At 44.3% G+C, this 15,601-nt stretch carries 15 protein-coding genes and 1 riboswitch; of the genes, 1 reads left to right on the top strand and 14 read right to left on the bottom strand.

The window, feature by feature from the left end:
- Positions 1-190: 190 nt before the first annotated feature.
- Both LF822_RS15330 and LF822_RS15335 read right to left on the bottom strand, forming a co-directional pair.
- Complete coding sequence (locus LF822_RS15330; RefSeq protein WP_253924963.1) at positions 191-1,483, bottom strand: Zn-dependent hydrolase; 1,293 nt, start codon at positions 1,481-1,483, stop codon at positions 191-193.
- A 130-nt stretch (positions 1,484-1,613) separates the two neighbouring features.
- Entirely contained in the window at positions 1,614-2,498 is an 885-nt protein-coding gene (locus tag LF822_RS15335) for a macrolide 2'-phosphotransferase (protein ID WP_253924964.1), read from the bottom strand.
- A gap of 624 nt (positions 2,499-3,122) precedes the next feature.
- Between LF822_RS15335 and LF822_RS15340 the strand changes: the two genes are divergently transcribed.
- Entirely contained in the window at positions 3,123-3,734 is a 612-nt protein-coding gene (locus tag LF822_RS15340) for an NAD(P)-binding protein (RefSeq protein WP_253924965.1), read from the top strand.
- Positions 3,735-3,768: 34 nt separating this feature from the next.
- On the opposite strand, the gene LF822_RS15345 is transcribed toward LF822_RS15340, so the two are convergent.
- The 12 genes from LF822_RS15345 to cobA (LF822_RS15400) form a co-directional block, all read right to left on the bottom strand.
- A complete protein-coding gene (locus tag LF822_RS15345; RefSeq protein WP_253924966.1) occupies positions 3,769-4,566 on the bottom strand; it encodes a uroporphyrinogen-III synthase in 798 nt (265 codons plus the stop codon).
- Between the two features lie 20 nt (positions 4,567-4,586).
- Positions 4,587-5,339, bottom strand: a complete 753-nt coding sequence (locus LF822_RS15350) for a sirohydrochlorin chelatase (RefSeq protein WP_253924967.1) — start codon at positions 5,337-5,339, stop codon at positions 4,587-4,589.
- A gap of 17 nt (positions 5,340-5,356) precedes the next feature.
- A complete protein-coding gene (cobA, locus tag LF822_RS15355) occupies positions 5,357-6,118 on the bottom strand; it encodes a uroporphyrinogen-III C-methyltransferase (RefSeq protein ID WP_253924968.1) in 762 nt (253 codons plus the stop codon).
- A gap of 27 nt (positions 6,119-6,145) precedes the next feature.
- Positions 6,146-6,739, bottom strand: coding sequence for an adenylyl-sulfate kinase (gene cysC / locus LF822_RS15360; protein WP_253924969.1), 594 nt, complete (start codon positions 6,737-6,739; stop codon positions 6,146-6,148).
- A gap of 15 nt (positions 6,740-6,754) precedes the next feature.
- Positions 6,755-7,900, bottom strand: a complete 1,146-nt coding sequence (gene sat, locus LF822_RS15365) for a sulfate adenylyltransferase (protein WP_253924970.1) — start codon at positions 7,898-7,900, stop codon at positions 6,755-6,757.
- A gap of 1 nt (position 7,901) precedes the next feature.
- On the bottom strand, positions 7,902-8,969 hold the full coding sequence (locus tag LF822_RS15370) for a sulfate permease (RefSeq protein WP_253924971.1): 1,068 nt from the start codon (positions 8,967-8,969) through the stop codon (positions 7,902-7,904).
- Positions 8,966-9,700: a phosphoadenylyl-sulfate reductase gene (locus LF822_RS15375; protein WP_253924972.1), complete on the bottom strand. Its 735-nt coding sequence runs from the start codon at positions 9,698-9,700 to the stop codon at positions 8,966-8,968. The genes LF822_RS15370 and LF822_RS15375 overlap by 4 nt, the downstream gene beginning before the upstream one ends.
- A 136-nt stretch (positions 9,701-9,836) precedes the next feature.
- Positions 9,837-9,948, bottom strand: a riboswitch (SAM riboswitch).
- 414 nt (positions 9,949-10,362) lie between these two features.
- On the bottom strand, positions 10,363-11,550 hold the full coding sequence (locus tag LF822_RS15380; RefSeq protein WP_253924973.1) for an MFS transporter: 1,188 nt from the start codon (positions 11,548-11,550) through the stop codon (positions 10,363-10,365).
- Between the two features lie 13 nt (positions 11,551-11,563).
- A complete protein-coding gene (locus LF822_RS15385) occupies positions 11,564-13,228 on the bottom strand; it encodes an SLC13 family permease (protein WP_253924974.1) in 1,665 nt (554 codons plus the stop codon).
- Positions 13,229-13,344: 116 nt separating this feature from the next.
- On the bottom strand, positions 13,345-14,157 hold the full coding sequence (locus LF822_RS15390; RefSeq protein ID WP_253924975.1) for a cytochrome c oxidase assembly protein: 813 nt from the start codon (positions 14,155-14,157) through the stop codon (positions 13,345-13,347).
- Complete coding sequence (locus tag LF822_RS15395; RefSeq protein ID WP_253924976.1) at positions 14,154-14,639, bottom strand: DUF2243 domain-containing protein; 486 nt, start codon at positions 14,637-14,639, stop codon at positions 14,154-14,156. The genes LF822_RS15390 and LF822_RS15395 overlap by 4 nt, the downstream gene beginning before the upstream one ends.
- Before the next feature lie 163 nt (positions 14,640-14,802).
- Positions 14,803-15,582 (bottom strand): uroporphyrinogen-III C-methyltransferase, encoded by a 780-nt coding sequence (gene cobA, locus LF822_RS15400; RefSeq protein WP_253924977.1) that lies wholly within the window; start codon positions 15,580-15,582, stop codon positions 14,803-14,805.
- Between the last annotated feature and the right edge of the window lie 19 nt (positions 15,583-15,601).

A 15,601-nucleotide genomic window follows, 5' to 3' on the forward strand; every position in this document is an offset into this window, starting at 1 on the left:
GTACCCGGTACAACCTGATGCGATTTCTGTACCCGGTACAACCTGATGCGATTTCTGTACCCGGTACAACCTGATGCGATTTCTGTACCCGGTACAACCTGATGCGATTTCTGTACCCGGTACAACCTGATGCGATTTCTGTACCCGGTACAACCATAAACCCCTGTGCACAATGGTGCACAGGGGTTTATTAGTTTTTAGTGAGGGTTTCGATATAGTCTTTTAGCACGTGAACGGTTTGGACGCAGTCGTTTAAGGAGGACCATTCTTTTGGTGTATGACTAATGCCGTCTTTACTTCTGACAAATAACATCGAGACGGGTAAATGATGACCGACGATTAATGCATCATGACCAGCACCACTTGGCAAGGTATATGGTTCGATTCGTTGTTTGCTTAATGATTGTTCCAAGAGCTGTGTGAATTCGGCTGCAATGGGTACGGGGGCTACTTTTAATGTCTGCTTGTCCTCCACGGTTACGCCGTACTTTGTGGAAATAAGCTCTGCTTGTTCAATTACTAATTCAACAAGTTGATCTCTCGTTTCTTCATAAATGTCACGAATATCTACTATCAAATTAACTTCCCCTGCAATCACATTGGCTCCATTCGGCTCTACATTCAGCTTTCCGACGGTTGCTACGGATGTCGGGCTCACTTCTTTTGGCAGGGTATGAATTCTACTTACGAATTCCCCGGCTGCTGCGAGCGGGTCTCTACGTTCTGTCATGGGTGTATTTCCGGCATGACCGGCTGTTCCTTCAAAGGTCATCTCAAGCCAGGAAGGTCCAGCAATACCGGATACGATGCCAGCAGGAAGCCCTTTTTGCTCTAGTATCTTTCCCTGTTCAATATGAACCTCAACGAAATGACTGGCTGCTTCCAAATTCCTTTCCGCGTTATAAAATTCTTCAGAAGACAGCCCCACGTCGTTAAGAGCTTCATTAAAAGTGACCGAATCATAATCTACTAATCCTTCTTGGATGTCCCGATCGACTCCTCCTGTCATGGCACGGCTTCCTGTCAAACCATTATTAAACCTGGCTCCTTCTTCATCTGAGAAGATAACAACCTCATAGCTACGTTCAGGCTGATACCCTTGCTCCTTCCAGGCTTCTACAACTTCAAGGGAGGAGAGTACTCCAAGAGGGCCGTCAAAATGACCACCATTAGGGACACTGTCCACATGGGATCCGTTTAGAACGACGGGTAATTGCGGCTGCTTCCCTTCCAGTCTGCCGAATACATTTCCCGCGCCGTCTTCCAAGATCGTAAGTCCGGCCTGCTTCATCCATTGTTTCACCAAGTCTTTGGCCTGCTGTTCTTCTTTAGAAAAACCGGGCCGGCGGCTCCCACCATCAGGAGTTAAGCCGATTTCTGAAATGGCGTGCAGCCTCGACGCTAACCTCTCACCGACAATTCCATCATAGTTAAAGCTTTTATCAAAATCTTTCATTAACTTTTCGTATAAGTTCCATTTCATTTTAATCACCCCGCTGAATTTATCTTTTTCTTACTAATGTGATCCGTACTCTAACGATGAGCTGTGTCCGCTTCTATGTGATCTCCCCAGAGGCTTTCTTCCATAGACCTTCCCTTTCCGCCGGCAGCTGTTAACTCTCTGCTGTTCCTAAAGCCTGTTTAGCCATTAATTTATATTCCTCTGATCCAGACTTAATGGCAAACTCGGCGATAGCTACAGGGTAAGCCGCTAATAACTCTTTAATGTGTTCAAACATATGCGGCCACGTTCTTCCACCAGCCACCTCATACTCCTTGATTAATTCATGCAGGGCCCCTTCTCCAAAGGCTGCAAGATGAACTGCAAAGTCGTTACCCGGGTCATCGATGCGCGCCTCGGTCCAGTCTATAAAGCCTGTTACACGGGCTTCTTTGTTTATCAAAATATGCCCGGCATGAAGGTCGCCGTGAACAAAAGCTTTATGCTTAGGCCACCATTCTTCTTTTGAAAGCCACGCCTGCCAGCGCTGCCACAGTTCCTCGCTTACACCGTAAGTTCTCTTTACAATCTCCATACGGTCTTGCATTGATTTTCTTAAGTCCTGGGCTTGAGGATCTTCCACACGATTCACACGATGCAGGGCGGTCATAGCCTCTCCTAACGTTTTGTGAAACAGAAGAGGCACGTTTTGTTCGTCTATTTCCCATACGTACGCTTTAGCCTCTGGATCGATGGTCCCTGCAGGTACTCCCTCCAACCTTTGATAAGCAATAAGCTCCTGTGAAAACACTTCCCAAACAGGTACCTGAATAGGAAGTTTCCCTTTCACTCTATCAAGAATATCTTTTTCTTTTTTGGCAGTTGAGACGACATCTTCCCGTCTTGGAATTCTTAACACCCATTCCCTGCCGCTTATATCCGTTGCAAATACAACTTGAAAATCGAGTCCTGAATTGTTAACTTCCAGCGTTTCTTTTCTTATGGTCAAACCGTGGTTCTCAGCCAGCTTTACTACTTGCTCCATTTCTTTAGACATCAGCTGCCCGCCTTTCTCCTTTTATAATAGAAAAACACGGGTAAGTCCGCCCGTGTTCAAGAATGAGAAAATAGAATATTATTTGGTTAAGTATCTTCTCCGTTCGGCATCTATGTTCTTTTACATCAGGCAGACTCCCCATTGATCCCTGTACTTATAGAGAGACATGTTGAATATTCAGTTAGCGGCTCCCAAGCGGGATCGAAGTCTGCAAAATAACATAAAGAACCCTCCGTTCAATAAAAGTTACCCCCATCTTACCACAACACCATACATCTGAGTACCTCGCTTTGTGTGATGATCATCACAGGGGATACCAATAGGTTTTTATTATATGTTAAAAGGTAAAAGGTTCGATTTTATTGCTTTAGATTATGAATATGTTAAAACATCCTTTGGCTTTTAGTAAGCTTGGAGGGTGGCTTTTCAGGAGATCTGACGAAACTTTTATTTTCAGGAACGAAGCAATCACCAGCTCCCGATCACCATACCTGACGAAGAGACGGACTCTATTACATGGACCCCGCTCCTTCCCAATACAGAAATTGCCCAAAAATTAAGTACCCGGTACGCAAATCGTTTATAATGGTACCTGGTACACACATACTAAAAAGGATGATGATAATGAGCGTCGTTCCATTGATGGTTGATTTCACTGATAAGAAAGTAGTTGTTGTAGGGGGCGGCCCCATTGCGGAGCGGAGGGTGCATACTCTTATAGAAGGGGAGGCTGATATTGAGGTCATCAGTCCTGATGTAACGGAAGGACTGTTTTCTCTGAACGCTGCTAAAAAAATCCGCTGGCAGCAGAAATATTTCTCGCCAGAAGATGCAGTTGATGCCTTTCTAATTGTAGCTGCTTCCAATGACACAAGTACAAATCAAGCCGTCATTAATGCTTCTCCTTCAAATGCCCTTATAAACTGCGTGCAGGAAGCTGAAGAAGGAAATGTCCAATTTCCTACTCATTGTAAACGAGGCAGACTGTCGATCAGTGTTTCCACGCAAGGAGCAAGTCCTATATTAGCTTCACAAATAAAAAATGATCTAGAAGATAAATATGATGAGGGGTATGAGCAATACGTAGACTTTTTGTATGAAGCCCGTCAGCTCATTAAACAGACTTCTCTCTCTCCCAATGAAAGGAAAGTGATCCTCCGGCGTCTGGTAGAGGAAGATTTTTTTAATAAGGATAAGCAGGTTCACATGCTTCATCACTTGCAGTCACAACAATGAACCCATCTCCTTGATAAGGGGATGGGTTCATGTCTCAGGCATTCGCTTTAAAATATTGGGTTAAGGCAATAATCATAGCACCCATTTTAGGCTTGGAAGGCTCTACGATGTGTTCAACCACTTCATTTTTACGTAATTCAGCTGCAGTTATGCTGCCGACAGCCACTGCTGTAACCTTGCCGTTAAAGCCGTTTTTTAATGCCTCACGGTTCTCTTCAAATAGGTTCTGGACCTGCGTTTTGCTCGTGAAAACGACAGCGTCCACTTTTTGCCCGGTAATTAAGCTTCGCAGCTCGCTTATTGTTTCATCCCCGGGTGCAACGTAGTGATAAGGGAGGGATTCATATAGCTGAATGGGAAGTCCATTCAGCCTATCCAGAAGTTCCTGCTCCTCTTTATTGTACTGTTGAAGGAAAAAACGCTGTCCTTCTAAATTGATGCTGCTTATTGCTTCAACCAATTCGTTCATCGTTCCGTCACTTGATACGATGTCAGGCTCCAATTCATTTTCCTTCAGCCATTTCAACGTTTTACTGCCTCGAACTGCCAGTTTTGTATTTCGTAAGGCTTGAATATATTCTTTCTGAAGACCTAATCTTTCCGCCGCCTCTTCCAGCGTCTTTGATCCGATGCCAGTCGTTAAAATTACATAGTCAAAATGGGATTCGATCAGCTTCTTCACATCGGCTTCAGCATCTTTTTCATTCAATACCTTCTGTCCTTGAATGGGGAAAGATAAAGGAGCTCCCCCCTGCTTACGCACGAGCTCGCCAATTGATTCCGCCTGGCGGTCAGCGGCAATAGCTACGGTTTTGTCTGTTAATCCACTCAATGTACAATGCCTCCAGATAGTCAGTTCTTCGCCTCGATTACGACGAATGGACACTCAAAAGATTCATGAACGCGGTCAATTAACGCGTTCACTATATTTCTATGATCCCCTAACTGACGGCAAAGGTCAACGTCTACACCAGCTTCCTGGAGATCGTGAACCTTTTTCTTCATTGACTGAATGAGAAGGCCGTCAAACCATAAATAAGGAGCCACGATGACCTTTGAGTTACGAGGCCAGGCTTCGATCACATCATTAAATTTCGGCTCGATGGCCGCTAAATAGGCTGTCTCTACTTTAGTGGACAGTCGGTTTTCAACGGAGCCGGCAATTGTTTCAATATCTCTCCTCGTTGCAGGGTCATAGCTGCCCCGGCCCACTAATAGAATCGTAGGGTCATCTTCGAGTTGAGGGGAAACTTCGCGGATCCGATCCTCCAATACGTCAATTAACCGATCCTGTACTCCAAGCGGCTCTCCATAAGTGATTTCGAGCCAAGGGTACGTATGCTTCACATTTTTTAGTTCAATAGGAATATCATTTAAAGCGTGACCAGCTGTCAGCAGCAGGACAGGAATTACGGTAATTGCCGATGCCCCCGCTTCAACGAGTCTGCGCACGCCTTCCTGCACATCCGGCTCACAAATTTCAAGAAAGCAAATCTCCTGCAGCGGAGCGTTAACAGATGACCGGACATTAGTTAGGAAATCGACCGCTTCCTGTTTTCCTTTTTCGTAACGTGTACCATGACTTACATAAAGAACTCCTTGCATGCAGACTCCCCTTCTCGTTAAATAACCGATGATATGACAGACAGCGGCTCTTTCTCAAACCACTTTAAATTTTCGCGCAACCTTACGACTTCTCCTATTACAATCATAGAAGGGTTCGACACTTCATGCAAACGTTGATGGATATCAGCTAGTGTTCCTGTCACTGTTTTCTGCTCTTCTGTTGTGCCCCAGTGGATGATAGCTACAGGCATATCCTGATCCATTCCATGAGAGATCAGTTGTTCACATGTTTGAGGGAATTTTTTTACACCCATGTAGATACAGAGGGTTCCTTTGTGTTTAGCTAAGTTCGTCCAATATTCGGCTGTATCACCGTCTGGATTCACTCCGGATACAAAGGTAACTGAAGAGCTTAATTCTCTATGAGTTAATGGAATCCCTGCATAGGCGGGAGCAGCTGCTCCTGACGTGATCCCCGGAACCACTTCAAACTCAATTCCTTTTTCACTCAGCACTGCTGCTTCTTCTCCCCCTCTGCCAAAGATAAAAGGATCCCCGCCCTTTAAGCGGGTGACCACTTTATCCTCCAACGCATACTGGCACAGCAGTTCATTTATATTTTCCTGCAGCAATGTATGCTGGTCAGGCTTCTTCCCGCAGAAAACAAGCTCCGCTTTACTTGAAGCATAATCCAGCAGTTCCTCATTAACCAGGCGGTCATATAAAATGACGTCCGCCTTCTGAATGGCCTTCAATCCTTTGACTGTTATTAATTCCGGATCTCCCGGACCTGCTCCTACTAAAAAGACTTTCGTCACTAATATCCCCCCACATGTGGTAGGCTGCTACACCCAGTTTTTCTCCTGTAGAAATTGAATGATTTTTTCAGCGGACTGCTCTGCTGATTCTTTCTCGGTTTGTATAATTAACTCGCTTTTTTCCGGCGCTTCATATGGAGAATCGATTCCAGTAAAGGATGGTATCTCGCCATTTCTTACTTTCTTATAAATCCCTTTCGGATCACGTTTCTCGCACTCTTCTAACGGGCAGTCGACAAAAACTTCGACAAACTCATTCTCTCCTAAGCTCTCCCGGATTTGATCGCGGTCTGAGCGGAATGGAGAAATAAAGGACGCCAGTACAATCGTCCCGCTGTCCGCAAACAGCTTAGCCACTTCTCCTACACGGCGGATATTTTCTTCACGATCCTGATCTCCAAATCCCAGATCCTTATTTAAACCATGACGAACATTATCACCATCAAGAACGTAAGTCTGCAGGCCTTTTTCATAAAGCATTTGATTAACGATGTTCGCTATAGTCGATTTGCCTGAGCCCGATAATCCTGTCAGCCAAATGACACCGCTCGAATGACCGTTTTTTCTTCGATAATCTTCCTTATCAATGGATGTGGCGTGCCACGTTAAATTAGTACTCATGTTTAACTCTCCTTTTTATGGCGTTACCTTCTGCAATCCTTCTATTAAAATGCCGGCAACTTCCGGACGGCTGAACGTTTCCGGCGGCTTCTCTCCATTTCTCAGCATCTCTCTTACTTTAGTACCTGATAGAATCACATGCTGACTCTTATCGTGAGGGCACGTTTTGCTGGAGACCATAGCTTTACACGTATGGCAGTAAAAGCTGTGCTCAAAGAACAATGGTGTAATACCAAGCTCATCTTCTGTGAAATTAGAGAAGATCTTCTGCGCATCATAAGTGCCGTAGTAATCGCCTACACCCGCATGATCACGCCCTACTATGAAGTGTGTACAGCCGAAGTTCTTACGGACGATGGCATGAAAAATGGCTTCTCTAGGTCCGGCATATCTCATTGCGGCATTAAATACAGCCAGGAATACTCGGTTTTTAGGATAATAGTTATCCAGTAATACGTGATAGCTTTTTAGTCTTACATCACTTGGTACATCATCACTTTTCGTTTCACCGACAAGAGGATTCAAAAACAGACCGTCTACCGTTTCTAAAGCTGTCTTCTGAATGTGCTCGTGTGCCCGGTGTACAGGGTTACGCGTTTGGAAACCGACAATCTTCTTCCAGCCCAGCTCTTCAAATTCTTTCCTTGTTTCACTTGGATCCAGGTAGTACACCTCAGAATGTTTCCGATTCGGCCGCTTCACTAAATGAATAGGTCCTCCAACGTAGTAATCCGGGCGTTCAAACAGCTTCTTTACGCCGGGATGTTCTAGTTCAGTGGTCTGATAGACGTAGCTGGCTTCTGTTTCTTTCTGTGATTCATAAATTTCCTCAACTTCAATCCAGCCATAAACCTCCCCGTCTTTAGACAGGCTGACCAGGCTGCCTTCCTGCAGTTCATTTGCTTTCCCTTCATCTACGGGCAGAGTAATCGGGATACTCCACGGAAGACCATTGGATAAGCGCATATCGTGTACGACTGATTCGTAGTCCCCTTTTTTCAAAAATCCTTTAAGCGGGCTGTAAGCTCCATTGGCAATCAGTTCTAAATCACTAATGGCAATATCATCTAATTCAATATTGTTTGAAATATTTTGTTTAGATAAATCTTCAACTTCTACAATTCGATTAACTAATACTCCTCCATGTGGTTGACTCGTCATTTTAAAACTCCTCCTTAAGTGGATGTCTTGCTTTTTTTATTATTGAAGTTCTTCCGAAATTGGTAAGTACCAATGTTGCGAAAATCCCGCTTGCAATGATGAGTACAGTGGATACTTTAGCCATAAGAAAAATCTCAGTCAGGCAGTAAGCAAATACAAGAGAAATGAGCGGCGACGTCACCCAGACTTTTGCAATCTGATGAATGACTTTCTTTTTCCAAATCCCCTGCCAGTCTTTAACTGCTCCTACGCCGACAATGCCGGAAGTGGTCACCTGGGTCATTGGGATCGGGATACCCAGCAAAGAAGCTCCTATGACAAGAAACCCCGAAGTTCCTGATATCACAACCCCGTCAGACAGGGATAAATGTGAAATCCTTTTGCCGTTAGTCTCAAGGACTCTTCCTCCTAACAACAACGCTCCCAGTGCCATGAAAAGGCCTCCCGTAATCAGGCCGGTGTTTTTATTTAAAACGTCAGCTCCAACAAGCGGTCCGATGGCACTGGCAACATTATTCATACCCGCAGCAATCGCTTCTAAAAAGCCTGTAATGATTAGCAGGACCGACAGAACAGCGGTCAATTTTTTGGACATAAACTTCTTTGGCTTCACCCGCTCCTTCAGCAATCCGAAAAAAAACGTAAGCAGAAAAGCGGTCAACGGTACAAAAATCCAAAACAGTACGATGTCAAATAATTTCCCGACGAATAGCTGCTGCATTGAAATACTCACACCGACGATCGCACCCACCGTAACTTCGCTTGAAGAAAGAGGGATGCCTAATAGATTCGTTACAAACAACGTGATTGCAGAGACAAAGAGAATGATAGCTGCTGCTTCGACGGTAAGACTGCTTTCAGATAGCAGCCCTTTGCCGATCGTCTCTACTACTTCCCCGCCCCAAAAAGCTCCTGCCAGACAGCCAATCCCGCTTAACAGAAGCGCGATCCATTTTTTGTTTATTACTTGAGCTCCATAGGCAATTCCCATTGTTGCGGCCGATCCGCTGGCTCCAACGTTAAAGGCGTAAAAATAGGCAATAATGAAGCTCAGAATCAAAAGCGTCATGAGGGATTATCCTGACTTGCCGCGGTGTGAAGCCCACATTCTGTCTTACCAAATCCTGCCCACCTTCCAGAACGGTCATTCGGATCATCAGATGGTGCTGTACACGGCATGCAGCCGATACTCGCGTAGCCTTGATCATGCAGATCATTGTAAGGCAGATTGTTTTCTTTAATGTGATCCCATACATCGTCCCACGTCCAGTGAATTAACGGACAAACCTTTATAGAACGAAAACGCTCATCTTTGTTGACGAAATCTGTTTTACTTCTGCTTAAAGACTGTTCACGTCGAAGTCCTGAAACCCAGGCAGTCGCTCCGCTGAGAGCCTCTTCGAGTGGTTTAATCTTACGAATGTAGCAGCAGTGGTCAGGGTTGGAATTCCAGAGCTGCTCCCCATGCTTTTCCGCCTGCTCATCAAGAGTCAGCTTCGGTTTCTTCATGGTAATCTTCAGATCCGGGAATCTTTCTTTAATACGGTCAATCAGGTCATACGTTTCTTGAAAGTGAACATCCGTATCCAGGAAAACTATGTGCGCATCTTTCTTCACCCTGGAAATTAAATCAATAAGAACGATTCCTTCAGCACCAAAGCTGCAGGCATAAACGATGTCATCATATGAGCTGTACGCCCATTCCAATATAGTTAAAGCCCCTTTCGTTCCGTCCTCCGGCTGTGTGTCTTTGAATGGATCTTGAACGAAAGATTCATAGGTAATTACATTCTGACTCATTATGAAGCCCTCCTCTAAAGAGTTATGAATGAGGAAGCCCGAATAAGCGCCTCCACTGTCTATTGCTAAGACAGTCATAAACAGAAAATCCTCTTCTTTAGATAAAAGAAGAGGATGAGAAATTTGATCTCTGCTCTTCTTATCTATCAAGCGGTGATGCCTGCTGGAGTTAGCACAGTACTTTTTACGATTTTAAGTCTGTTGCCGAGGTTTCACCGGGCCAGTCCCTCCACCTCTCTGGATAAGAAAAATTACTATGTGATTAAATGGAAATATACAGCATGATTTAAAAGCTGTCAAAGGGGTTTTTTGTTGATTTATTGCATGTTAAGCCCGTAAATCCCTTTATTCCTAGCGTTTTAGTCAGTTTTAAAAAAATAAAAAATTTTTTTGAGAAACCGAAAAACGATCTCTTCGAAAATTTTCAGCCCATTTTATACGGCTCTATTAAACAATCGAACTGCTCTTTATCAACATATTCAATCATCTGCATAAATGTTAGTTATCAAGCAGTTCTCCAGAGAACTTCCAGAGGAGGCTCAGCGCATGCCTACGGAAAGCGAGTCATTTCCCAGCCCTCCCTACGATATCCAAGGTAACGTAAATATGCAGTTCGTAAGGGGGTCTTGAGGGGAAGAAACGCAGCAACTCAATATCAGCTTTTAACCCAGCCTTTTATAAAATGGAAGACAGGCAGCAGCCAATAAGAAGATCACACTCGTAGACATAATCCCCCGCCACTCAAACTGCTCCCACAGTGATCCGATAGCTGTGCTACCAATCGCAACTCCAATGTAATAGCTGATTAAATAAAAGCCTGAAGCGCCACTGCGATGATGAACAGCCGTTTTACTTACTAAAGCTGCAGCCATAGAATGAGCTACGAAGAATCCCATACACATAGTTCCTAGTCCCAGCAGCAGAAACGCCGTTAAAGGAAGCCCTGTCATCCATACACCCATCAGGAGAACCACCAATCCTCCCAGCATTACTTTAGACAGTCCCGCCCGTACTGAGAGCCTCCCTGCCAGTGGAGGAGCCAGCACACCAAATCCGTAAGCTAAATAAGTAAATGAGATCGATTTCAAGCTCCAATTAAAAGGATCGCTCTGCAAGTAAAAAGGCAGGTACGTCCATGCTGCTGTAAAGACAACCTGCAGCAGCAACCCCATGAGAAACAAGGACAGCATGTTTCGATCTTTTAAATGGACCAGCATTCCTATAAGGTCCTTCCGCATAGGTGTCTCCTGCTTCTCAAAAAATCTCTCTTTTGGCAGCAGCCAAATAAATAGAAGCGTGGTCACTAGTCCAAAACCGGACAAGAAAAGCAGGGTCATGTTCCAGTTGAATACGTCCGTGACGTATCCTGAAACCACCCGGCCTCCCATTCCTCCTAAAGCATTGCTGGAAATATATAAAGTAACGGCAAGGCCCAGGTCTTTAGTGCTGACTTCTTCCCCTAAATAGCCCATGGCTGCGGCCGGGACACCCGCAAGAAAGAAACCTTGCAGCAGCCGAAGGAAAACCAATCCTTCAAACGATGGAATAAAAGGCATCAGTACTAATAGAAGCACCGTCATGCCTAAAGATATCTGCATCAACAACAGCCGGCCATAACGATCGGCCATAAACCCTAATATAAATAAACCACCAACCATAGAAATAACAGCCGATGACATCAAATAGCTGGACTGAGTCGCTGTAACATTAAACTCGTTTGAGAATACAGGAAGCAGCGGCTGAAATACGTACAACGTAGAAAAGATTAATAAGGAAGCAAGCATTAAGGCCGCAGTGACCTGCCAAAATGCTGCTTCTTTAGATGTGTACGGCTTTAATTGCGTGGTCATGGTGCAATCATCCTTAATCTCTAAACTGTTCCGGGAAGGTAGTCAGATCAATCCCCCAAACAAAAGGAAGATAAATGAAAATGGCAAGCGTTACTATAATAATTGCCACGATGTTAAGCCAGAATCCTGCTTTCGCCATATCAGGTATTCTCAAATAACCCGATCCAAATACGACAGCATTTGGCGGAGTAGCTACAGGCAGCATAAACGCACAGCTGGCCGCAACACCGGCTCCAATCATTAAACTATACGGATGCACATTTATGGCCGCAGCAAGTGAAGCCATAATTGGGAACATCATCGTTGCTGTTGCCGTGTTTGATGTAATCTCAGTTAAGAAGATAACTAAAGTAATCACAGTGGCTACAATCAGGATAAAACTGATGCCTTCTAAAATGGTCAGCTGCGATCCTATCCATTCGGCAAGTCCTGAATCTTCAAAGCCTGCCGCTATCGCCAGACCTGCGCCAAACAAGAGCAGAATTCCCCATGGAAGCCCTTTGGCAGTATCCCAATCTAAAAGGAAATCTCCTTTATTATTTTTGGAAGGGATAAGGAACAGAATGATTGCGGCAGTCATCGCAATAATGGTGTCGCTTATATTTTCATTAATATGGACTAACACAAACGAACGCAGTATCCATGCTGCTGCCGTTAAAGTGAACACAGTCATGACTACTTTTTCTTCGGAGGACATAACTCCAAGTGATTTACGTTCAGAAGCAATCACTTCTTTGCCTCCCGGCAGCTGTTTCATTTTCATTGGATAGGCAATTTTCACGAGGTAAACCCAGGCAATAATCATAAATAAAATGGTTATAGGCACCCCAAAAGCCATCCAGTCAAGAAAAGAAATTTCAATACCGTACTGGTTCTCCACCACTCCTCTAAAGAGAGAGTTGGGAGGGGTACCTATTAAAGTAGCCAGCCCGCCGATCGATGCACTATAAGCAATCCCGAGCATGGTTACCTTTCCAAAGTTAAAAGAAGTATGATCGACCACACCTTCACCTGACTGCTTTAATTGCTCAGAAGATTGATAGATTACTGCAAGACCAATCGGCACCATCATCATTGCAGTTGCCGTATTCGAAATCCACATCGATAAGAAACCGGTCGCTGCCATGAAACCTAAAACGATACGTTCGGTGCTCGTACCAATCATTGAAATAATGAACAGGGCAATCCTTTTATGTAAGTACCATTTCTGCATCGCCAACGCGATTAAGAACCCGCCCATAAATAGAAAAATTGTATTATCTCCGTACGAAGAAGCGGTGTCTCCCCCATCGAGTCCACCCGTCAGCGGGAACAAAATTAACGGAAGCAGGGACGTTGCGGGGATGGGCATCGCTTCTGTAATCCACCAGGTGGCAATCCACAGCGTACTCGCCAGTATCGCTACTGCACTATCCGAAAGTCCTTCTGCCTCAAAGAACAACAATGTAAGCGCAAACAAAATAGGTCCTAAAAACAACCCTGCTTTCTGTCTCGTACCAAAAGACGGACCAGAGCCGTTTGAATCCCCGCCGGTGTCACCCTCCTGACTGTCTTTTTGGTCAGCCTGCGGAATGTTATCAGAATTTCCATTTACGGTGAATTTCATTAGATCTTTTGCTTGTTCATGTAAATGCCAAAGGTAATTCCAATAGCTTTTTGTTGTGGTGTTTTTCTGCATCTAAATACCTCCGATTCGTGAAACTTTAGTGAAAATTCTAATATATCGTCAAATTCTATCACATATTAACATCTGAATATATAGTTCTATAGAGGCAGTGCCCTGCTTCTCAACCATTATACGGTTTGGCAGGTCTCTCTGCCCCTTTCCACCGAACGGGGACGGGCGGCATGATACCAATGCATACATAAAAAGAAGATAAGTACCAAATCAACAGCATCCCCTCCATAATACATCAGTTTCCCGCCTGCTTCCGCCTGCCGGGAAGGAACCCCTGCAGGCGGATGACTATAAATATATTTAGATAAAATTCCATGAAAAGCAAGCGCGGCTGTTAAAATAACGGCACGATAAGTATATCTACGCCTATGAGACACCGGATCAACATATATCATCGAAGCTGTAAATAAGTAACCCGCAAGAAAAACATGTACATGAACAAAAATATGCAGCACTAAATACTCGTGCATTAAAGCATATAAGCTTGTGCTATACAATACCCATAAGCCTCCAACATTTAGCATAGAGGCAGTGAATGGATCCATAAGCACATTGACGAACCGTGACCTTAGAAGCTTCGTCACCTTCTTAGCATAGTTGATAGGTAATGCCCTGAATAATAATGTCAGAGGTGCAGCGAACACCATGAGCAGAGGAGCAAGCATGCCTAAGAGTAAATGACCGGCCATATGGGCGGTGAAATTTGTGTGCGCCCATTGAGCAAGCGGCCCAGCAACTGAAATAACAGCGCACAGTACACCTGTAAACCATAAAAGAGTTCTGTAAAAAGACCATTTCTTATTCTTCCTTTTTGATCGATACAGAGCAGCAGCATAGCCGAGGGCAGCTAGTATAAACGGAAGGGATAAAATAACCTGAGACCAAAGCACCGCTCCATCTGACAACATATGGTCAGAATGATGGCTCATGCTCCTCCCTCTCCCTCAGCACTCTTACGTGTATTACGTAAAATGACTGCTCCTATAATGATCATTATTACGGCAATCCCATTCCACACGAAGTCATACGCCAGTACATTATCAACGTACCGAATTTGATGAAGCCTCATTAATTTGTGTTGAATAAGACCGTCATACAGCTGAAATACTCCTGCTCCAAGTAAAATACCTCCCCACCATCTTCTCAGCCACAGACCCTCTCTCCTGCGCAGGTCTGCAAATAAAAATAAACCGCCGATCGTTGCGAACCAGCTGAACGCATGAAAGAAGCCATCAGAGACTAGTCCCACATTCGTTGTTGATTGATCATAGAAATGATGCCAGTGTAATAATTGGTGAAAAAGCGTTTCATCTAAAAAAGCAACAATCCCCACACCGAATAAGAACCCTGACCATAAATTACGAGATAAATAGGAAGACTTGTATATATTCTTAATACTTGTGTTTCCCAATCTGGTCCCTCCTCTTCTTATTAAAGAATTCCCACAAAAATTTCCTGTAAACTTATTATGGCAGTTAAAAGGATTTAACAAACTCAAAAAACCCAAGCATGATAATGCCTGGGCTCTCCAGATTATTTTTATATTGATATAGTATAGCAGTTTTAGCTTCCCGCTAGGCTTCGATCGCCTCAAATTCTTGAAATTGCTGATGGTTTTTCAGTAACTCATGAAGTCGTTCACGAAAACGCACCACTTCCCCAACGACAATCATGGCAGGGTTTTTTATTTCTTGTGCTTCTACAATCTCTACAATCGTTGAGATCGTCCCCGTGACTACACGTTGATTGTCAGTAGTCCCCTGCTCGATAACCGCTGCTGGTTTATCTTTGCTGCTCTCATTCTGCAGCAGCTGGCTGCAGATATAGGGGAGGTTGCTGATACCCATGTAAATAGCCAGGGTATCAATGTTTTCTGAAAGGCTTTTCCAATCGATGGCTTTATCATTTCCTTTACAACGGTGGCCGGCAATGACAGCAAATGAGCTCCCCATCTCTCTATGGGTGACAGGGATGTCTGCATAAGCCGGGGCGGCAATTCCAGAAGTGATTCCCGGAACAATTTCACACGAAATCCCATGCTCAGCTAATGCCACAGCTTCTTCCGCCCCGCGGCCGAAAACAAATGGGTCTCCTCCCTTTAAACGTGTTACCCTTTTCCCTTGTTTAGCATATTTGACGAGTAAATGATTGATGGTTTCCTGCTTTAAGATATGAAACTTCGGATGCTTTCCGCAAAATACTAAATCGACGCCGGGTCTGGCATGCTCCAGCAGCTGTTTATTTACAAGCCGGTCATATAATATTACATCGGCCGTCTGTATGCATTTCAGAGCTTTAACCGTAACTAAATCAGGATCTCCAGGACCTGCTCCAACTAAATATACTTTTGACATAAACGCCCTCCTAAAGGCT

This window comes from Halobacillus sp. A5 (assembly GCF_024189315.1).
GTDB lineage: Bacteria > Bacillota > Bacilli > Bacillales > Halobacillaceae > Halobacillus_A.